The following is a 20,917-nucleotide window of genomic DNA, read 5'->3' on the forward strand; positions in this document are numbered from 1 at the left end:
AGCCGCGATTGACATCATATTAACTCGAACCGTACAACAACGATTTTACACATAACGGCGCGCTTTATACCATAAACGGCATGTAAATACAACTTTTTGCCGTAAAACCTTGGATAAAACATGCCTATTTTGACCGTCAAAGGATAGAGAGTTTTCATGAGTATTGTGATCAAAAATGCAGACGAAATAATAAAGATGCGTGCAGCGGGTAAATTAGCGGCGCAAGTATTAGAAATAGTGGCCCCACATGTTAAGGCAGGAGTGACCACAAATGAATTAAATGAGATTTGTGCTCAATATACCGAAGAACAAGGGGCTATTTCTGCGCCATTGAATTACCACGGATTTCCGAAGTCTATTTGTACCTCGGTTAACGAAGTCGTCTGCCACGGTATCCCTTGTGAATACGTCTTAAAAGATGGCGATATGATCAACCTTGATATTACTGTCATCAAAGACGGTTATCATGGTGATAGCTCAAAAATGTTTTTAATCGGCGAAGTGTCAGCAAAAGACAAACGTTTGAGTCGCATTGCCCAAGAAAGCTTGTATTTAGCCATTCGTAAAGTACGACCTGGTTTAAAATTAGGTGAAATTGGCACAACCATCGAAAAATTCATTAAGACAAGCAAAACAGGGCTTGATAAGTACTCCATCGTACAAGATTATTGTGGTCACGGTATTGGCACAGGGTTCCACGAAGAACCTCAAGTTGTTCATTATAAGAATAATGATAAAATCGTGCTAAGACCGGGTATGTGCTTTACGATCGAGCCAATGATCAATGCTGGTCGTCATACTACAGTATTGGATAAAAATGATAATTGGACGGTCACGACCTCTGATGGTAAGAATTCAGCACAGTGGGAACATACACTGTTAGTGACCCAAACCGGTGTAGAAGTGTTAACTTTGCGTGAAGAAGAAGACTTCCCACGGATCATTAACCACTAAAGACTTAAATTAGTAAGGACATCAATGAATACTGCGCTGGCCGCCAAAAACGCATTAATTGACTTAAACCAGCGCTTAGTTGAGCAATACACAGCAAAACATCCTATTGTTGATATTGTTAAACACCGTTGTCAATTTGTTGATGCTTTACTGACGCAAGCTTGGCAAGATTTCTCATTAAATAATGGTCATCTTGCCCTCGTTGCCGTTGGCGGCTATGGCCGTGGTGAGCTGCATCCACATTCAGACATTGACTTACTGTTTTTAGTTGACGATGAACAACTATCGCCAGAGATTGAAAACCAGCTGAGTCAACTTATTACTTATCTTTGGGATACTGGGCTTGAGATAGGCCACAGTGTTCGCACTATCTCGCAAACCATTGAGCAAGGCAAAGCAGACATCACCATTGCGACCAATCTGATCGAAGCCAGATTACTCACCGGCAGTGAATTCCTATTTGACGTGTTATATGACGCCGTCCGTCAACAAGACTTTTGGCCCTCTTATGACTTTTATAACGCCAAGAAAGATGAACAAACCGCGCGCCACAGTAAAGCCAGTGCCTTTGATTTAGAACCTAACATTAAAACCTGCCCTGGCGGATTACGCGATATTCAGACCATAGCATGGGTCGCGATGCGCCATTTTGATGCTGCTAAATTAGAAGATTTAGTCGAGCACGATTTTCTAGCGCCAGCCGAATTAGCTGAATTACTGGAATGCCAAAATTTTCTCTGGGAAATCCGTTTTGCACTCCACATCACCGCTAATCGTAACGAAAACCGTTTATTGTTCGATTTACAACGACAAATCGCCAGTTTATTAGGTTACGAAGATGCAACCCAATTAGCCGTCGAGCAGATGATGAAACGCTACTATCGCACGGTGCGCCGCGTGATGGAGCTTAATCAGATGCTGCTGCAATTGTTTAAGCGCGCCACATTAGGTCACACTCAAGCGTTAGAAATACAGCCCATTAGTGAGGTTTATCAACGTCGAGGTCGTTATATCGAAGTGTTGGATGACGATTTGTTTAGCTGTCATAACGAAGAAATATTACGTTTATTTCTACTGGTGGCTAAAAATTCCAATATCCAAGAAATCTATGCGCCCACGTTAAGATTATTGCGTAATACTCGTAGATCACTAACATCACCCTTACAGGAAAACCCCGCGTGTCGAAAAGTGTTTATGGAGATCCTAAAACATCCACGAGGTATTGCTGCATTTTCATTAATGCACCAACACGGTATTTTATCGTCTTACTTACCGGCTTGGCGCAAGATTGAAGGCCAGATGCAATTTGATTTATTTCATGCCTATACCGTTGATGAACACACCCATAGATTACTGCTCAATATTGACCGATTTTCACACGTTGAACAAAAAGATGAATTCCCACTGGGCGCCATCTTAATTAATCAATTACCGAAAAGAGGTTTATTGGTACTCGGGGCAATTTTTCATGATATTGCCAAAGGCCGTGGCGGCGATCACAGCAAATTAGGCTCAAAAGATGCCATCGATTTCTGTAAATTACATGGCATGAATGACCATGACGGACGTTTAGTGGCATGGTTAGTTGAAAATCACCTCGTGATGTCGATCACAGCTCAACGCAGAGATATTTCCGATCCAGAAGTGGTTGCACTGTTTGCTGAAAAAGTCCGCGACGCAGCGCATTTAAGTTATTTATATTGCCTCACTGTCGCCGACATCTGTGCCACCAATGAGAAAACGTGGAATAATTGGAAAGGATCATTGCTGCGCGATTTGTATTTTTCAACCCAAAGAGTATTAGCTCGGGGTAAAGAAAAACCAGTCGATGTTAAAGCGCGAGTTAAAGAGATCCAAGCCAAAGCTAAAAAAGAACTTATTCGTCGTGGCCTAAAAGAAAAAGACATGGATGCACTCTGGACACGTTTCAAAGCAGAATACTTTTTACGCCATCAACCGACTCAAGTGGCTTGGCACGCAGAAGCCATTTTAAAACATCATCACGACGAGCCATTAGTGTTAATGTCAAAGCATACCACTCGAGGTGGTACAGAACTCTTTGTCTACAGCAAAGATAAACCCAAACTTTTTGCCACCGTGATGACGGTTTTAGACAATAAAAATATCAATGTTCATGACGCTAACATCATGACATCAAAAGATGATTATGCACTCGACACCTTTGTGATTTTAGAACAAGATGGCGAACCGATTATCCAATTATCGCGCATTCAAAGTATCCGTAAAGCACTCGAAAAAGCCTTGGCTACTGAAAACCCAAAACTGCCGAAGTTTAGAAAATTAGCCCGGATCATGAAACCTTTTAATGTTGCCACTCATGTGAGTTTCTTACCCAGTGCTCGCCATGGTACAAGTATGATGGAATTAATCACCTTAGACACGCCTGGCCTATTGGCCAAAGTCGGTGACATTCTCTATCGTTGTAATGTGACACTATTGGCGGCTAAAATTACCACTATTGGTGAACGTGCAGAAGACTTTTTTATTTTACAAAACCAAAGTGCTTCAGCCCTAGATGAGCAACAACAACAGCAATTGTCTGCTGCGCTAACACTTGCACTAAAATCATCTAACTAATTTTTAACCTTACTATTATGCTACTAATCATTTAATACCGGGAGAAAACAATGGAGGCTTTACGCCAACGCATTGAAACAGCATTCGAAACACGTCAAAACATCTCACCATCTAACGTAGAACCAAGTGTTCGCGCCGATGTTGAAACCGTGATCAATATGCTCGATAAAGGCCAAGTTCGTGTTGCAGAAAAAATTGCTGGTGAATGGCATGTCCACCAATGGCTCAAAAAAGCCGTACTACTGTCTTTTCGCATCTTTGATAACAGCGTGATTGACGGTGGTGACACCAAGTATTTCGACAAAGTCCCGCAGAAATTTGCCGATTATGACGAAGCTCGTTTTAAAGCAGAAGGGATCCGTGTTGTGCCACCCGCAACCGTTCGTAAAGGCTCATTTATCGGTAAAAATACTGTATTAATGCCATCTTACGTTAACTTAGGCGCTTATGTTGATGAAGGCACTATGGTTGATACATGGGCAACGGTTGGTTCCTGCGCACAGATTGGTAAAAACGTTCACTTATCTGGTGGGGTTGGGATCGGTGGTGTATTAGAGCCGTTACAAGCTGGCCCAACCATCATTGAAGACAACTGCTTTATTGGCGCTCGCAGCGAAATCGTTGAGGGTGTGGTGGTTGAAGAAGGTAGCGTGATTTCAATGGGCGTTTACATTGGTCAAAGCACCCGAATTTTTGATCGCGAAACCGGCCAAGTGCATTATGGTCGCATTCCAGCAGGATCGGTTGTGGTATCAGGTAACTTGCCATCGGCTTGTGGCACTTACAGCTTATATGCGGCGATTATTGTTAAAAAGGTCGATGCGAAAACCCGTGGTAAAGTCGGGATCAATGAACTATTACGGATCGTTGATTAATTGATCTTTGATGAAATAATAAGGCTCAATGAATTATTGAGCCTTTTCATACAATTAGCTTTTATTCACTAGAAAAAACATGATAATAAAAAATAAGCCCTTTTCTTTCAACTAGTTATGTGGCGACACTCTGAATGCGACACGATTTGTTACTCCCAGTTACATTTTGTCGAACTGAGGGGGGTTTGTTACACAAAGTGACACCAATTACACTTCATTTCTAGGTGAAAATGGCCTTTACTTTAAAGGTTAGGTAAAGGAGTCACTATGAAAACTATTATCGTACTTACAGCCTTATCCTTATCACTTTGGTCAATGAACAGCCAAGCTGCTATGGATCCCAATGTAGAAAACACCTTAATTGCCGTCTGTAAAGCTGGCGCTAGCAATAAGGTATTCCAATTTAATGACACAATGAAAAGCTATCGTATCAATAAGGCTAGGATCTTTCCTCGCCTCGTTTGTAACGGCGAAAGTTTTCATCAATTTACCCTTAGTCGCAATGCCGATAAAACAGCCCGTTTAATTGCGCCCTATGCCGAAGCTCATGTCAGCATTCGTGACTTAGCTTATCTAGGTGAGACCCAGCCTTTATATGATGTTCGCTATTAACAATAATACTTGTAATAACCCTTAACCACCTAACAATGAAGACAATCCGTATTAACCCATATACACCTAAGCCAATATTTACCCCTATAAATCACCAAGCTAAATTCATAATCTATAGCGCCGCAGGGATGCGGCTCTAGGCGCTAAAATGCATCTAAAAATGAGTCTATCAACATTAATAAGCGTTAAATGACCATTAATAAGAGAGTTGCAATGCCTCCCCCCTGAAGCCTAGTCAAACATCGAGTACCGTCATTGCAACGCAATGAATTTTTAGTCTATTTTTAAATACTAATCCTAAAAAGCGATTGTTTGAGTCTGTAAATCATCTTGGTTAAAAATGTTATTGCTGCAATGCTATGATTTAGATGCTGTGCTTTAAAACACTTTATTTTAAAATACTACGGTCTTATTACCGTACACCACAACTTGCTCGTTGAGAACTAATTGCAATGCTTTGCTTAATACACTTTTTTCAACATCACGGCCATTATGAGCTAACTCTTCAGCGCTAAAGCTGTGGTCAACCGAAATCACATCTTGTTTAATAATAGGCCCTTCATCAAGATTGTTGTTCACAAAATGAGCGGTGGCACCGATGATTTTAACACCGCGATCCCAGGCTTGTTTGTAAGGTGATGCACCAATAAAAGCCGGCAGAAACGAATGATGAATATTAATAATTTTATCTGGAAATGCTGACACAAACTCAGGCGTTAGCACTCGCATATATTTAGCTAACACTAAAAAGTCGGTATCATAAGGTTTAATCACCGCTAACATCGCCTGCTCATGTTCCTGGCGATTTAAGCCTTCATGGCTAACATAATGAAATGGAATATTAAACTTTTCAGTTAATTGTTGCAGCACATCATAATTACCCACTACAGCAGCAATCTCAACATCTAAGCCGCCGTAATAAGACTTCATTAAAATATCACCTAAACAATGCGCTTCTTTGGTCACCATGATAACAATGCGCTTTTTACCCGTATCGACTAGCCTCATGCGATTTTGAGCAGGCAAGACATCACGTAATTCAGTTAATAGGCGCTCATCATCAAACAGGCCTTCAAGCTCTGCGCGCATAAAAAAGCGACCTTGAGTATGGTCAACGAATTCGGTGTTTTTAATAATATTTAATTGATGAGCGAAACATACGTTGGTGATTTTGGCAATTAACCCCTGAGCATCAGCACAATCGGTTATCAACACTTTTCGCTGTAATTTGGCTGGATTAATCATGGTTTTATCTTGATGGCTCACGCGTACAACTCCTGTTAAATGACGGCCTAACAGTGTGCCATTGAAATACAAATTTGGGGGATGTTTTTAATGGGAATGACTCATAAAAGATAAAAAAGGTTTGTTTAAAAACAAAAACCTCAAAAATGCACTACAAGTGAATCAAAAATGCTACAACCATCCGAGCTAACGTCGAGAGTCTAGATATTTTTGCAGTAATTTACGCAGTGTTTCAGCCTTGGTGCCATAGACCACTTGCACGCCTTTGCCCATGACCACCACGCCTTTAGCCCCTAAACGCATTAATCTCGCTTTATCGATTAAATCAGCTTGATTAACACTAATACGTAAGCGGGTTAAACACGCATTAATCTCAACAATATTCTCGCGACCGCCTAAGGCTGAAATCATCGCGCGTAAACTCTCTTTTGGCTCTACAGGGTGATGACTTGGCTCTATTCGCCCTGGTGTTTTTAAATTAAAGGCTAAAATACTGGCCCTGAAGATAGCGTAATAGATTAATGCTGTCAGCGGCCCAAGTAACCAGAACCAATGGGTATTGGCAGAGCGAGAAAACAATAAACTAAAATCGACTAAGCCATGGGAAAACACAATGCTGTGATGTACTTCGAGTAAAATACACACGCTATAAGCAATACCGGTCAGTAATGCATGCACAATAAACAGAATGGGCGCGACAAACATAAAGGCGAATTCTATTGGCTCGGTCACTCCAGTCAACCAACTTGCCGTAGCCGCAGATAACATAATCCCTGCAACCCGATTGCGCTGAGGTTTATCTGCGCAACGCCAAATAGCTAGCGCTGCAGCAGGTAAGCCCCACATTTTAATTAAGTAACCTCCGGCGAGATTTCCCGCCAACGGATCACCGGCTAAATAACGAGCCACCTCACCTTTTACCACGGTGCCTTGGTTAATGTACTGTCCTACTTCAAGATAAAATGGCGCATTCCAAATATGATGTAATCCGAGTGGAATTAATAAACGTTCAACGGTGCCGTAAACACCAAACGCAATGGCGGGATCTTGGTATACAGACCAATCAGAAAGATTTTCAATAAAATGCGACAAAGGCGGCCAGACATGGACCAGTAAATAGGCCAGCACCATAGACAGAGGAATAACAATTATGGGTGCACTACGACGACCTTCAAAAAATGAAAAAATAGCCGGTAATTTAACATGTTGACTGATTCTAACCGCTAGGCAAGTGATCGCCCCAACTAACATTCCACCCGCAATACCGGTATCAATAGTTTGCATGCCCCACAGTGGCCGTGAGACTAAACCATATATGTCGGTCAGGGCACCCATGGTGGATAAAAACACCCCAAAACCAAACACGGCAGAAAATGCGGCAATGCCTTGATCTCGACAAAATCCGATGGCCACCGCGACACTAAATAATAAAGGCATCATAGTAAATACCAGATTACCTACTGCAAACAACACAGTATTTAATTCTGGCGGAATAAAGGACAATGGATTGACAGTTAAGCCTAGCATTACCCCTGCTGCAGGCAAGATCGCAATCGGGATCAATAGCGCCTGGCTTAGGCGCTGGGCAAACTTAAACCACTGCTGGGTAATAAAATTTACACTACGTTTTCCGATGTGACGGCGTTGTGCCAACTGGCTATCCATTTTTTAGCTTCTGTTTCTGGTTCCATCGTTTCACAGGCATCAATCTCTAATCGTTCAGTAAGCGGTGTGGCTCCTAGCTCTGTTAACAATTGATCAAATTGCTTAATAGCCCCGCAAAAAGTGTCATAACTTGAATCACCTAATCCTATTAGGCTGTATTGCAATAATGGTAAATACGGTGCACTGGATTTAAGCTCGTTAAACCAAGGAAAAATATCTTCAGGTACCTCCCCTTCGCCAGTGGTTGAAGACACGATAATCAATAGCTCATCTTGAGGAGGTACAAAACCAGATAATTCATTAGGTTGCCAAAGTTTAGTGGTAAAACCTAACGTTGCAATTGCCTTAGTCACTGTTTCAGCTGTAAATTGTGCACTACCATAAACGGTACCAAAAACAACGTTGACCTTTTTCATGGTATACTTTCCCCTTAAATGAAATGCGATATAAAATACCTTGAGTCTTAATAACTTACCTTACTGTATTCTTTTGGTCTCTCGCAAGTGTCTTTTATAGTATGTTGTTTAATTGGACCGCCCAACGCAGGTTGGTTTAATATAAAGCAACGCAGTAACGGAACCAAGACGATGCGACAACTGAGCAGAAAGCGAAAATTAAAACTCCAACACAAATTCGCCCACATTCGCCGCAACTATTATTTCCACATGGAGCAAAAGCAACACGAGAGCTTACCGCCCATCGCGGAATTTGAAAAACTCAAAGCCTTGCTGGCTGATCGAATGAATTAGCTTAATAAGATACTTGGTATCGATGATAATTGATCATCACCCCAGCCAAACTCGCTGAAAATATCTAACCACTCAGACTCTAGTTCCGTCTCTATGTGCATTGCTTGCTGCGTTACAGGATGCACAAACTGTAAGCTTTTGGCTATCAGCCATAGGCGATTAACATGGAAGTGCTCACGAAAAAACTTATTTTGCTTGCCATCGCCATGGGTGGTATCACCGACTATTGGATGACGTAAGTGCGCCATATGGCGACGTAACTGATGCTTTCGCCCTGTGTGGGGACTGAGTCTTACCAATCCGTAACGACTAGTTGGATAGCGACCTGAACTAAAAGGTATTTCGGTATTCAATAATGGTTGATAATCCGTCACCGCTTCTTGTGCCGCTTTATTGGGATCAACATGCTTATCGCCCAAATCATCAAACTCTTGTTTAAGGGCATAATCTAAGATACCAGACTCATGCATGTTGCCACGAACGATGGCTAAGTATTGCTTCTTAATACTGTGATCGGCAAATTGTTCACACAACAGCCGGGCCACCTCACTGGATTTAGCAAACAGCAACACTCCAGATGTAGGTCGATCAAGGCGGTGCACCGGAAAAACATGGCACCCCACCAAATCACGGGTCATCTGCATCGCAAAAAAGCGCTCTCTACGGGCTAAATAACTGCGATGAACTAATAAACCCGCCGGTTTATGTATCGCTACAATATGCTCGTCTTCAAATAATATATCGATATGAGGAGGCGGTAAGTCGTCATCGTGTTCGGTGTCTGCAGCAGAGGCATCATCAATGTCGTCTGAGCTTCTTTGATCACATAAGTCATCATTATCCAATGAGTATTCAACATCGTTATCTTTTGAGATCATGTTTATCACTTTCTTATTTTGTATTGGCCAAATGTGATGACGTTTATGGGTAGTTCGCTTAACGCTGACTTAGCAAGGCGTCAAATTGTTGTAGCTGGGTAATCATAACACTACCATGGGGCTTACTTTGCCACACATGTTCAGCCATTGGAGCCAAGGCCATATTGGTTGGCAAAGGTTGTCGCAGCACAATAAGCTCAGTCATTTTGGGAATGAAAATAAACTGCAGCCATTGCTCAAATGCCATTACATCGCAGCAAAATGGCGCCGTGCTGGTCATAGCAGATACAGATGGTGAAATATCAGACCAAAGCTGAAAATCCTTAAGCAATTGTTCTAATTTAATTAAATGATTTTTACTGGTTAAATAAAGCATAAAAGTGAACAACAACATCAAGGCTAAGTCGGAATATGATATCATTTAGTCAATTGAATACCCATCCAACTTCTTTGATTTAGTGACAACACCATGACCGAAATAACCACCTTAAGCCAGTTTCTAACGACCGCAAATACTCAATTCCAAATATATGATTTAGGTCGCCGGGTGCAACATATCGATATGGTCGCCTTTCAGCAAATTGACTCTTTACTGGCGCCATATCCTTATCCCATTCAAGGTCATGCGCAGTTTGCTATCGTATTTTGGCAACAACAGCAATTACCTTATATTTGGTTTGTAAAATTACCGTTAGATGAGCAAGGCCTATTATCACCGGCGCCGCGGACTCAGTTTATTAAGATGATCTTAGAAGCGCTAGGGCGTAATCCAACCCAAGAATTAACGGATGAGCAGCAAGAGCAATTAGCCAATCATCCTTTTAGCTTTAAGCCTAATCAGCACAAATTGGCATTATTTAATGCATTAGTCAGGCTTCAACTTGGCCAAGCTGCATCGAGCCAATATGAATTTGCCGCACAATATTTGTCTGGTCAAGCAGCACAAGACACTTGGCCACAACTGGGTTTACAAGGTTTAGCCGATATTTGCGTTCGCGCACATCAATTTAACCATCTTAATGACATGATTAACGCACTTGATCATGCTCCAATGGAAGTGCAAGCCGCACTTTGCCAATGCTTAGAACACATTAATATTGGTAAACGCCTTGCAGAGCATTTATTTAACCAATTAGAACAAGCTGAAGATCATATAAAAGTTATGTATTTAGCGGCATTGGCGTCTGATGTTCAATACAGTATGACAGCGATTAATCAGTTAAATGACCAACGAGGGTTAGACAACAACACGCTAATAACCATTGCGGCACGTAATTGGTTAGCCTTAAAAGATGATGCCATTCGTAAACACTATTTGGAAGCGCTAGCAAAACAGCCACAGCCCTTCTTTAATCAAGTTTTTGCTGATATCGTGGCAATACCTAGCTTGCGTCAAGGATTATTAGCCGACTTAAGGCATCCAGACAGAAGCGTTCAATTAGCAACCGCTATTGGCGGATTATTTAGAGCAACCAGCCTATGATGAGTGATTTTTTATTAATTGTTGCTTTAGTCGTGGTAGCGGCTTTTTTTTGGCAGCTAAGACAAATGGCAGAGTTAAGCAGGACCCTTACAGAACAAGCCTGTAAAAAACAAAATGTACAATTGCTCGCTATTGCAATGGTGTCAGCCCGTCCAAGCATCGGTGGCAGTACCGGTATCTGTTGGAAAGCAACATTTATGTTCGAATTTAGTACCGATGGCCTCAACCAATATCAAGGCCATATTTTAATGCATGGTAATCGTGTAAAAAAAATCGAATGGCCCATTTTTCCAGAACCAGAATGGATGGATGCCCCTATGGCCAGTGGTAAATTTGGCGGATGCGGCAGCAGTAAAAGTTGCGGTTCAGGCAAATGCAACTAGTGAGTCAAATGAGTAAGGTTCATTTAAGCATTATAAGGGCACGTCAAGCCGCTTTTACCGAGTAAGCTCACCTCTTCCCGAGTTGAGGTTCATTTATCGCTATTTTGCCATTCATGAGCAAAATAGCGTTTTTATTGTCGACCCGATTTACCGACAAAGGAAATGCATTATCGATCTCGCCATTAGGCTTTAGGCTTATCAATCACTTTATAATCGAGATAAGTCACCGTTTGGATGCTATCAAGAGATTTAAAAATTGCCGCAGTACCGTTAATGATGGTTGATGTATGTTCAGGCATCACTAAACCTTCAAAAACACCAAATACCAACTCTAATTCAAATTTAGTCAGCGTGACGGTAAATGCCGGATTCAACTCATCGGTATTGCTGATCAAAATTTTTCTTAACTGCTTAGACGCTTTATCTAAATAAAGCACGCCAGTTAGGGCTTCATTATCGAGTTCTTCAATATTGGGTACAAATTTAAACACTAGGTTGGAGTCATCATCACCAACAAATACAAGTGTGGTTACATCAATAAGATCAGAAAATGCCACTTCATGACTGTTTTCATCTTTGTCTTGATTAAGATCTTGTTGATGTTGTTGATATTTGTCTACACGTTTTTTATCCGGTGTTTCACCATTTTCAGACACTAACGTCCATCGTTGTGTTTCAGGCTGTGAAGCATCAAATTGCTCTATCCGTGTTAAGTCAGGCATCACCGTATGCTGTGCGTATTGCCAACGTACATTTGAGTCATCGGTATTATGATTAATATCGCTTAATGCCTGCTCAACCCATTGTTGCTCCTCTGGAGTCACCTCGGCATTAGCGCTATAGCAAATAAAACCAAGACTCATCGCCATCACTAATTTAAACAGCTTCATGTTTTCTCCTTAATCAAACCCAATATCAACCTAACGTCATGCTTAAGTTCAAACATCGTAGTGTTTACAATTTGACAACATAACAACGATAAGTTCCAGTCATCACGGAAAAAAAGCAAAAGAAAGGCCGCGACAGTAACTGCCGCGGCCTCTTGATCTCTTGTTAAGCTTTCCAGCTATAAATGTGCTCCCTGCACCATCCATACGTATCGCTTGCTTCCTGCTCTATCCTTGTTCAATCCTTGATGTTCCATGTACAATAAAGTACTTTCCCTCTTACTCGATTATCCTTTTACCGAGCCTGCTCCATCCTAAGCGTGTCCTTATATCATCCATGAAATTCTTACTCTATCCTGTCGCAAATCATTTGCGTACAATCTGGCATCCATTGCACACTATCATCCTGATAATGTTATAAAACCCGCTTAATCCGCTATTGCGTCCATTGAGCAAGCCTAACGTTTCATCCTGAAACTTAATACCGTCCATTATATCCATATACTCATGGTCTTCCACGACCGCTTTACTACCTTGTAATGTCCCTTCCCTAGGAACGAGATAAATAATAATTCATTTACCTAGACGTAAACAGGTACCTGTAAATGATTAAAATATTTCACAGACAACATAAATTAAAATAACGAATAGAATCAATAGATTAAATTTCTCATAGACATATGGGCTATCAATTAGGTGGTTCGGCTCACACACTTTGTGAGATATATCTCACAAGGCGGCAGGCAAAAAAGGTAAACATCTAGTTAACGATTACTATTAACTAAACATCCTAAACCAGCAAACAGCTCAAACCCTGGCTTAAATCCGCTATTTTGCTTAACCTTAATCCATATAACCGAAGGAGAGTTGGTATTGATGAGTGCGGCAAACCAGCAAATCACGAGAGCAACCGTAATACGCTAATAACGGGTATACCATTCCACTTCAAGATGCTCGTTTCAGAGCTGTCGTAGGGTAACGGATCAAGGCAGTGATTGAAGATGATGGTGACTCCCTTTTAATATCACTATTCCTAGATCTTAAGTCCTAGATCCTAGAATCGAAGCGTCCTCGAAGGACAGCGTCCGCCCTAGAATCTAACACAAGGATAATTTCGCGGGCCTATTTTCGACAAGTCATGCTTGGACAAAAATAAATTAAACGAAGATCCTCACTCGAGAAATGTTGCTGAGAAAAATATGCTTAACGCTGCAAATCATCGACAGCTAAAAGCGGTGTGGCTGCAGTGAAAGCCGCACCGTTTTTTTAATCATCCGAGTGAATTTGCTTTGTTAGGTTCTAACTTGCCTTTCCCGCTTCTGTTGCTTCAGGAACCTCAACAAGACTCCCCGTTTTACAATCATAAATATAACCATAAATAGGGATATCACTTGGCACCATTGAATTATTTCTAATTCTTTCTACATCAGATAACACGCTTTTAGCTTGATCACTAATAGTCAGCCACTCAATAAACTTGCCGTCTGTAGTGCCACCACCAGCATGACTATCATGCCAGCCTGATCCGTCAACACTTGATGTTTTTAGACTTGCAGACAACAAATCAGCCATTATCTCATTATTAAATGTTTCCATTCCGCAATCTGTATGATGAATAACAAACCATTCTTTTGTGCCAAGTAATTTGTAAGAAATGACTAATGAACGGATAGCATCATCACTTGCTCTGCCGCCTGCGTTACGAATTACATGGGCATCACCTTCGGCAAGACCTGCATATTTAGCAGGATCTAAACGTGCGTCCATACATGTCAGGATGGCAAACTGCCTGCCAGGAGGCATTGGCAAATTGCCTTTATCCCCAAAACCAGCTACATAATCAGCATTTGCTGATGTTATTTCTTGTACTATTTTACTCACCTTTGTTCTCCTTTGTGGTGAAGCGTATTTTATTGTGCGTCCACTACATCGCAATTATGAATGTCGCGGTTATTATCTCAATTCTGGGGTAATTACACAGAATCTGTTACAGACTGATATAAGCAATGACATAAACTAACCAACTATCAATCGACCCCATAGGTGTTTGACTAACATCAATCAGATTAATGTGTCGCTTTATCTCCCCAAATGTCTGTTAACCTTTGGTCTCGACCACAATTCCAGCGATAAGCATGATACCGAATGGGACTGTTCTTATAGTAATCCTGATGGTAACTTTCATCGCCCTTAATTGGGTAAAAAATAGAAGCATTTAAGATTGGCGTAATAACGTTATTATTGGGAAATTGCTTTTCAATGTCCCTTTTAGACTGTTGGGCAATTTCCCTTTCTTTATCGTTTGCCACGAAAATCGCGCTTAAATAGCTTGTACCTTTATCACAAAATTGCCCCTTTGCATCAAAGGGATCTATGTTAACCCAGTAATAATCTAACAACTCTTTGTAACTCACCTTGCTAGGATCATAGGTTATTTGAACCGCTTCAAAATGACCGTCATGGTTGCCATTGTATGTGGGGTCTTTTAAGATTCCGCCTGTGAATCCTGAGATCACATCGGTTACGCCATCAAGTTTTTCAAAGTCTGATTCCATACACCAGAAACATCCTCCGGCCAAAATGGTTTTATCTGCAGTGGCATTAGCAGCATAAAACAATAAACTTGCTGCTAATATTATTAACACTAGTGTGTTTTTCATAATACCCTCCATTATTTTTCCGAGTTTATTGATGTGTTTGTATCTAAGATATTTACATTACGAAGTTAATGATTTAGAGGTTCACTATGCCCGAGAGTCGTGATGATTACCTCGGATTTGTTGTCTATTTTTACATAATAGATAGTTTTACTGCTAAATCAGCGTTGTTAACGCAATAGGTTAATCATTGAATTATTATTTAGGCTAAGGGTCACGCGCGTCAGAATGCTCAAGATGACGAATTCAGGGTATCAATATAGAAATAGGCATACTCACTGTATGAATTAGGTCATAGGGCAAACATAAGACTCCACAAGGATAGATAAATATTCATCGTAATGAGTGCGCTATTAAGCTGCATGCCTATATGATGACATCCTAAATCAGTTTACACTTTGGGACTTATTATGAATCTTAGATTTGTTATTTACACAACCTTATTCACAGGATCCAAATGCCATAAACTTTTCGCCAAAAAGCAAAAAGGCACAACCTTAAGTTATAAGGTTGTGCCCATTAAACGCTTTTGTCAGCAATCCGGCTGAAAGTTTGCTCCCTGCACCATCCATGTAATCATGCTTCCTGCAGTCCTTTTCCCTGTTCTCATTTCCTTGTCTATTTGTGTATAACAAAAGACTCATGAGTGTCATTCCATTGAACAGCCGGTCCATTGGCTGAGCGTTAAATCCATATCAATCCGTTGAATCATCCATACTGCTTCATGCAGTCCTGTCCCTTTACCCTTGTGTCGACTTTTTACTGTCTACACTCTTCCTTGATCCGGCTATCCATCTGCCGAGTTTATGCCCTAATCCGTGAGCATGTCCTTCCTAGTCTCATCCTTGAAATTCTTAAGCATCATTCGTTTTATTTCTCATCCTAAGAAAAGCAACTCATGACTCGCTTTCGATAACAATATTCTAACCACATAAAACGCCATGAAAAAGACACACGACATTTAACAAACAAATTAGCAACATCTAAAAAAGCATAAAAAGTTATAAGAAGCTGATTTTGTAGGGTTAAAAATAATTGATGACGTTAAACACTGACAACTTAAAATAGGATCCCCTACAGACTTGTAGGATATGGCTTACAGAAGTGTGAGCAAGTTATTACTATCGGATTATTTACGCCATAAACGCATTAACATTTGACCAAACATGACCCAATCACCCCACAAGCTGTATAACGGGTAAGTGAATGTAGCTGGCCGATTTTTTTCAAACATAAAATGCCCTAACCATGCAAAACCATACCCAACTACAGGCACCCACAACAGCTGCCACCAATGCTGGTTAATCAAGGTATTAACAACAATCACCAAAATAATGCTACTGCCAATGTAATGCAGTCTTCGACAAACAGGATCTTGATGTTGCGACAGATAAAATGGGTAAAACTCTGCAAATGAAGAATAACGTTTAGGTTGCATTACTCACTCCTTTTTAATCACCAGCTAATCATATGCTCTGTTAATATTAGATTATGTAGTCTTGAGTTATACCTTGTTGTAAAATAATATTTCACCCTCGACATTGCCAACGTTAACGGTGGCAATACTAGTAAACCCTTGTTGTACTAATGCTTTATGATGTGAAGGATTACTGACAAATACCCCGACCCCATCGAGCCTACGTTGTTCATCACACCAACTCAATACCGCTTGAATGAGTTTGGCACCATAACCTTTATGCTGCTCATTAGGTGATAAGGCAATAAATTGTAAAATTCCGCATTTTTGAGAAGGAAGATGTTCTAAAATACAGGTTTCTTTTTGCATTAATCCCTGAGTTGATTTCCAGCCAGTCCCTAACATCATTTTGAAACGCCAATGCCAATAACGTCCCTCGCCCAGCGGCACTTGTTGAGTAATAACACACGCAACACCGATTAAACGGTCACCGTCAAATAGGCCAATCAAAGGTTGTTCTTGTTGCCATAATTCATTTAATTCTTCACGAATAGCGGCACGAAGTTTTTGTTCATATTGTTGAGTATCTTGTTGGCCGAGTACCTCGATAAAATAAGGGTCATCATGATAAGCATTATAGAGAATGGAAGCTGCAACCCGTATGTCTTCAGCGGTTAAATACACTGCACGTAGGGTTTCCAAGGTGTTATTGACCATTATTATTCCTTGTTGATTAACTCTCTGAACTTAATTTAACAAGTTTGAAACAATCTACAAGTTTTGTTTATGCGTTTGACCTACAAAACGGTTATATACGACAGTTGTTTGCATTTTTTCTCATCAAGATTGATACTGAATTTATCGACTTAACCATTACAAGGAATGCATCAAATGGACACAACATTAAATGATCTAAGTCACTTATTTAAGCAATTAGGTTTGCCTCATCATCAAGAGGGGATCGATGACTTTGTTATCCAAAATAAACTTGATAAGCACACATTAATCACTGATGCTAATTGCTGGAACCCAGGTCAAAAAGCATTTTTAAAAGAGGCATTATTAGAAGACGCCCAATGGTCAGAAGTGATTGACCAATTGGACGTGATGATGCGAGCTGAAGCGTAATTGATTGTTAATGTCAGATGACGTGACTCAATGACTAAATTTGTTTATAGGCGGCGTCACCCCAGCCCACTAAAACGTCGTCTCGGAACACAATTGGCGTGCATTCGTCTTTAGTTGTTTTACCATCTCCTTCAGCCCATTGGGTGCGATAGAACAACACTTTGATAGACTGATCGGCGCGGTCTTGAGTCGGCTTAGCATAAGCTTCGCTGAAATCTGCTATGCCCATCAGGGTTGTCACTTGATCACTGCTCATTCCCATAGACAATTTGGTGATTAGTTGACGATTTTCATCCTGTTGCTCTTGCCAATAGTCAGCACTTTTACCCGATTCATGACCACCAACACTGATCACACAACCACTTAACATCAGTGATGTTGCGCCAATTAATCCTGCTGCGATAAGTTTTAATTTCATGTTGCGTCCTTTTTGTTAAAATATAATCCGAATTGTATTTACATAGTCTTTAAGCCAAAATCGTGCCACAATTAATACATTGATTTATATGGGTTTATTTTTAATACCACATAAGTTAGTTAATCTCACTATAAAACATTAAGGAATTTCACCAACAATGAGTCCAATTGAACAGGTGCTTGCAGCAGCTAAATCGATTGCCAACAATGGACATACTCCCAGTTTAGCGCTGATAAAAAGTCGCTTAGGTAATCGAATTTCAATGCCAATCCTGATCCAAGGTTTACAACAATTTAAAGCGTTACCTAAATCTGAATGGCAGCACATAGCAGAATTAACGGACATACTATCAATGGCAGATGTGCCAACTGATGAGCAACCCGATCCTATCGCTCAAGTCACCCAACAGGTTATCGCCATGCAACAACAGATTAATCAGCTGAGCCAACGAGTCGCTGAGTTAGAACGCCAATTAGCAAACCAGGTCGTCCAAAGCAATATAATTAATAATAAGGTCGACCAATAAATGTTTGTCTTCGAACTGCGTTTTGAATGTTTTGCCGACACCACCATTGAGGCTGCAGAAAAAGCCATTAATGCGTTTCTTGAAGCTCTTCGGGCTAATGGACAAATTCTTGGACGTGAATTTGCGGTCGCCTTTAATGACGGCGAATTTAGGGCTCGTTTGTTATTACCCGAAAAAATCAGTCTGGCTAATCGCTTTAATAGCCCTTGGGTAAAAGTGACATTAGCAGGCTTGACAGCAGCCAAACTATTGGCGCCTAGAGAAAAATTCATCGGCCAAGACATCAACTCTGAAGCCAGTAATACCGACGCCCCGTCATGGCAGGTGTTGTATACCAGTTATGTGCATATGTGTTCACCGCTTCGCAATGGCGATAATCTGCTGCCAATACCTTTATATCAACTGCCAGCAACTTTTAATGGCGATCATAAACGCATCATAAAATGGCAAACAGAATGGCAAGCGTGTGATGAACTGCAAATGGCAGCCGCCACAAAAGCTGAGTTTGCAGCATTAGATGAAATAACTCGGACAGACAGTGACCTATTTAGACGCGGTTGGGATTTACGTGGCAGGATAGAATATTTAACTCAAATACCAACTTACTATTATCTTTATCGGGTGGGTGGCGAGTCATTAGAAAGCGAAATGAACAGGGAGTGTCCTCGTTGTGGCTCACAGGCTTGGAAGCTGGAACAACCGCTTTTAGATCTATTCCATTTTCGCTGTGAACCCTGCCGCATAGTGTCGAATTTATCTTGGGATCATCAATAAGCAGATTAAAACACTCAGTAACCACATCATACAAAGACTGAACGATGTGTTTTGCTGCCATTTCAAAGTGTATATATTATTGTTTACCGCGTAACGATTGCCACATGGTTTTGATCCGCTGCCAGATACCCGGATGATCGGCAACAATCTCAGTGTCTTCGATCGGTTTAACCGGCGGTTTTATCAGCGGAGATAGTTGCTGCAGAAATTCAGTTAATGATGGCGCAATTTGAGTGCTTTGTTTCTGGCCTGGTATTTCGATCCATACACTGCCATCATCATTGTTTACCGTTAGCATTTGATCATCATCACCTGTTACACCAATAAACCAAGTAGATGGTTGTTTAAGCTTTTGTTTCATGATCAAATGGCCAATTACATTTTGTTGCAAATTCTCAAAGTCGGCTTGATTCCACGCTTGAATTAATTCACCGTCGCCAAACGAGGCCGTAAACGGTAATGGCGCTGAAAAATATTGGCCATAAAATGCATGAATATCTTGGTGTAACTGAATATTTAATGCATGCTCCACATTGCTAAAATCAGCTGCATTATCCCGTTTAACAGGCTGCCAGAACACTATTTCATCGCGATTTGCATCAAACGTTCCTTGAATACATATTGAGTCTTCGCCCAAAGGATAATAGCGCGGAAATTCAGATAAAGTATCTTGATAAGATTTAAGATAGTTTTTTATAAAGCAATCTAATGCAGATGAACAAGACACTTAAGCCACTCGTAGTTTATAATAAAACCATATTTTGACACGGAATCCGATTAGATGACACACAATCACGACCCTTATAGTGATGCAGCAGCATTAAAAGGCTTAACATTAGGCCAAGCAACTGCTTATCAAGCTGAGTATGACGCGTCACTGCTGCAAGGGGTTCCACGTAAACTTAACCGAGATGCTATTGAATTAAGTGGTCAACTCCCTTTTCACGGTACCGATATTTGGACCGGATATGAATTGTCTTGGCTTAATGCTAAAGGCAAGCCTGTTGTTGCCATTTTGGAAGTTCAGTTAGATATCAACAGTGTCAATTTGATTGAATCTAAATCTTTTAAACTGTACTTAAATAGTTTTAACCAAACTAAGTTTGACAGTGTCGAAGCCGTACAAGAAACCTTAAGCCGCGATTTAGCCGCTTGTGCCCAAGGTGAGCTGACCGTAAAAGTCATCGAACCTAAGCATTTTAATCTTGAACGTATTATTGATTTACCGGGTACTTGTATTGATGACTTGGATATTGAAGTCGACGAATACGCATTTAATCCAGATCATTTAATCGGTGGTACAGATCCTGACAAAAACGTGGCGGAAACACTAAATTCAAATTTATTAAAGTCTAATTGTTTAATCACCTCACAGCCTGACTGGGGCAGTGTGATGATCCGTTATCAAGGCCCTAAAATTGATCGTGAAAAACTGCTGCGCTATTTAATCTCTTTCCGCCAGCACAATGAATTTCACGAGCAATGCGTTGAGCGTATCTTTGTCGACTTAAAAAAATACTGCCAGTGCACTAAGTTAACCGTTTATGCGCGTTATACCCGTCGCGGTGGCTTAGACATCAACCCATATCGCAGTGACTTTGAAAACCCACCAGAATCAAACCGCCTTGCGAGACAATAATCGCCGTAGCGGTTATCAGTATTCGCTAA

Annotated in this window: 22 protein-coding genes; 10 read left to right on the plus strand and 12 right to left on the minus strand. The window is 40.8% G+C overall.

Features of this window, described 5'->3' with window-relative positions; genetic code table 11:
• Positions 1-156 precede the first annotated feature (156 nt).
• From map to AAEY93_RS15410, 4 genes are all read left to right on the plus strand, one after another.
• Complete coding sequence (gene map, locus AAEY93_RS15395) at positions 157-954, plus strand: type I methionyl aminopeptidase (protein ID WP_124011894.1); 798 nt, start codon at positions 157-159, stop codon at positions 952-954.
• A gap of 24 nt (positions 955-978) precedes the next feature.
• Entirely contained in the window at positions 979-3,552 is a 2,574-nt protein-coding gene (glnD, locus tag AAEY93_RS15400; protein WP_351078098.1) for a bifunctional uridylyltransferase/uridylyl-removing protein GlnD, read from the plus strand.
• Between the two features lie 50 nt (positions 3,553-3,602).
• A complete protein-coding gene (gene dapD / locus AAEY93_RS15405; protein ID WP_101032284.1) occupies positions 3,603-4,427 on the plus strand; it encodes a 2,3,4,5-tetrahydropyridine-2,6-dicarboxylate N-succinyltransferase in 825 nt (274 codons plus the stop codon).
• Between the two features lie 267 nt (positions 4,428-4,694).
• Positions 4,695-5,039, plus strand: coding sequence for a DUF3718 domain-containing protein (locus AAEY93_RS15410; RefSeq protein WP_124011896.1), 345 nt, complete (start codon positions 4,695-4,697; stop codon positions 5,037-5,039).
• A 393-nt stretch (positions 5,040-5,432) separates the two neighbouring features.
• On the opposite strand, the gene purU is transcribed toward AAEY93_RS15410, so the two are convergent.
• The 5 genes from purU to AAEY93_RS15435 all read right to left on the minus strand — a co-directional run bounded on the left by purU (position 5,433) and on the right by AAEY93_RS15435 (position 9,997).
• A complete protein-coding gene (gene purU / locus AAEY93_RS15415) occupies positions 5,433-6,284 on the minus strand; it encodes a formyltetrahydrofolate deformylase (RefSeq protein WP_351078136.1) in 852 nt (283 codons plus the stop codon).
• Positions 6,285-6,470: 186 nt separating this feature from the next.
• Positions 6,471-7,949: a PTS transporter subunit EIIC gene (locus AAEY93_RS15420; protein ID WP_351078102.1), complete on the minus strand. Its 1,479-nt coding sequence runs from the start codon at positions 7,947-7,949 to the stop codon at positions 6,471-6,473.
• Positions 7,901-8,365 (minus strand): flavodoxin, encoded by a 465-nt coding sequence (locus AAEY93_RS15425; RefSeq protein WP_124011899.1) that lies wholly within the window; start codon positions 8,363-8,365, stop codon positions 7,901-7,903. Before AAEY93_RS15425 ends, AAEY93_RS15420 begins: the two co-directional genes overlap by 49 nt.
• 329 nt (positions 8,366-8,694) lie before the next feature.
• A complete protein-coding gene (gene truC, locus AAEY93_RS15430) occupies positions 8,695-9,576 on the minus strand; it encodes a tRNA pseudouridine(65) synthase TruC (protein ID WP_124011900.1) in 882 nt (293 codons plus the stop codon).
• 58 nt (positions 9,577-9,634) lie between these two features.
• On the minus strand, positions 9,635-9,997 hold the full coding sequence (locus tag AAEY93_RS15435) for a YqcC family protein (RefSeq protein WP_124011901.1): 363 nt from the start codon (positions 9,995-9,997) through the stop codon (positions 9,635-9,637).
• Between the two features lie 48 nt (positions 9,998-10,045).
• Here AAEY93_RS15435 and AAEY93_RS15440 point away from each other — a divergent pair, with 48 nt between their 5' ends.
• Both AAEY93_RS15440 and AAEY93_RS15445 read left to right on the plus strand, forming a co-directional pair.
• Positions 10,046-11,059 (plus strand): DUF3549 family protein, encoded by a 1,014-nt coding sequence (locus AAEY93_RS15440; RefSeq protein WP_101032290.1) that lies wholly within the window; start codon positions 10,046-10,048, stop codon positions 11,057-11,059.
• Positions 11,056-11,442, plus strand: coding sequence for a DUF3301 domain-containing protein (locus tag AAEY93_RS15445; RefSeq protein ID WP_101032291.1), 387 nt, complete (start codon positions 11,056-11,058; stop codon positions 11,440-11,442). The genes AAEY93_RS15440 and AAEY93_RS15445 overlap by 4 nt, the downstream gene beginning before the upstream one ends.
• A gap of 182 nt (positions 11,443-11,624) precedes the next feature.
• Here AAEY93_RS15445 and AAEY93_RS15450 read toward each other — a convergent pair whose 3' ends face one another.
• The 5 genes from AAEY93_RS15450 to AAEY93_RS15470 form a co-directional block, all read right to left on the minus strand.
• Positions 11,625-12,332 carry a hypothetical protein gene (locus tag AAEY93_RS15450; RefSeq protein ID WP_124011902.1) on the minus strand — a complete coding sequence of 236 codons (708 nt, stop codon included), beginning with the start codon at positions 12,330-12,332 and terminating at the stop codon, positions 11,625-11,627.
• Between the two features lie 1,296 nt (positions 12,333-13,628).
• On the minus strand, positions 13,629-14,210 hold the full coding sequence (locus AAEY93_RS15455) for a beta-class carbonic anhydrase (RefSeq protein WP_124011903.1): 582 nt from the start codon (positions 14,208-14,210) through the stop codon (positions 13,629-13,631).
• A gap of 185 nt (positions 14,211-14,395) precedes the next feature.
• Complete coding sequence (gene msrA, locus AAEY93_RS15460; RefSeq protein ID WP_124011904.1) at positions 14,396-14,989, minus strand: peptide-methionine (S)-S-oxide reductase MsrA; 594 nt, start codon at positions 14,987-14,989, stop codon at positions 14,396-14,398.
• A 1,126-nt stretch (positions 14,990-16,115) separates the two neighbouring features.
• Positions 16,116-16,424: an Mpo1-like protein gene (locus AAEY93_RS15465; RefSeq protein WP_351078110.1), complete on the minus strand. Its 309-nt coding sequence runs from the start codon at positions 16,422-16,424 to the stop codon at positions 16,116-16,118.
• Between the two features lie 66 nt (positions 16,425-16,490).
• Positions 16,491-17,120 carry a GNAT family N-acetyltransferase gene (locus AAEY93_RS15470; protein ID WP_351078113.1) on the minus strand — a complete coding sequence of 210 codons (630 nt, stop codon included), beginning with the start codon at positions 17,118-17,120 and terminating at the stop codon, positions 16,491-16,493.
• A gap of 174 nt (positions 17,121-17,294) precedes the next feature.
• Between AAEY93_RS15470 and AAEY93_RS15475 the strand changes: the two genes are divergently transcribed.
• A complete protein-coding gene (locus tag AAEY93_RS15475; RefSeq protein WP_101032297.1) occupies positions 17,295-17,531 on the plus strand; it encodes a DUF2789 domain-containing protein in 237 nt (78 codons plus the stop codon).
• 34 nt (positions 17,532-17,565) lie between these two features.
• Here the strand turns inward: AAEY93_RS15475 and AAEY93_RS15480 are convergent, their stop codons facing one another.
• Positions 17,566-17,949: a DUF3192 domain-containing protein gene (locus AAEY93_RS15480; protein WP_101032298.1), complete on the minus strand. Its 384-nt coding sequence runs from the start codon at positions 17,947-17,949 to the stop codon at positions 17,566-17,568.
• A gap of 157 nt (positions 17,950-18,106) precedes the next feature.
• Here AAEY93_RS15480 and AAEY93_RS15485 point away from each other — a divergent pair, with 157 nt between their 5' ends.
• Together AAEY93_RS15485 and AAEY93_RS15490 are read left to right on the plus strand one after the other, a co-directional pair.
• On the plus strand, positions 18,107-18,475 hold the full coding sequence (locus AAEY93_RS15485) for a hypothetical protein (protein ID WP_351078117.1): 369 nt from the start codon (positions 18,107-18,109) through the stop codon (positions 18,473-18,475).
• Positions 18,476-19,249, plus strand: coding sequence for a Zn-ribbon-containing protein (locus AAEY93_RS15490; protein WP_351078120.1), 774 nt, complete (start codon positions 18,476-18,478; stop codon positions 19,247-19,249).
• 76 nt (positions 19,250-19,325) lie between these two features.
• On the opposite strand, the gene syd is transcribed toward AAEY93_RS15490, so the two are convergent.
• The gene (gene syd / locus AAEY93_RS15495) at positions 19,326-19,976 is read right to left on the minus strand and encodes a SecY-interacting protein (RefSeq protein ID WP_351078123.1); all 651 of its coding nucleotides are present in this window, start codon (positions 19,974-19,976) and stop codon (positions 19,326-19,328) included.
• Between the two features lie 54 nt (positions 19,977-20,030).
• Between syd and queF the strand changes: the two genes are divergently transcribed.
• Positions 20,031-20,888, plus strand: a complete 858-nt coding sequence (queF, locus tag AAEY93_RS15500; RefSeq protein ID WP_351078126.1) for an NADPH-dependent 7-cyano-7-deazaguanine reductase QueF — start codon at positions 20,031-20,033, stop codon at positions 20,886-20,888.
• Positions 20,889-20,917: the final 29 nt, after the last annotated feature.

Origin of the sequence: Shewanella sp. CAL98-MNA-CIBAN-0140 (assembly GCF_040309905.1) — a bacterium.
GTDB lineage: Bacteria > Pseudomonadota > Gammaproteobacteria > Enterobacterales > Shewanellaceae > Shewanella > Shewanella psychromarinicola.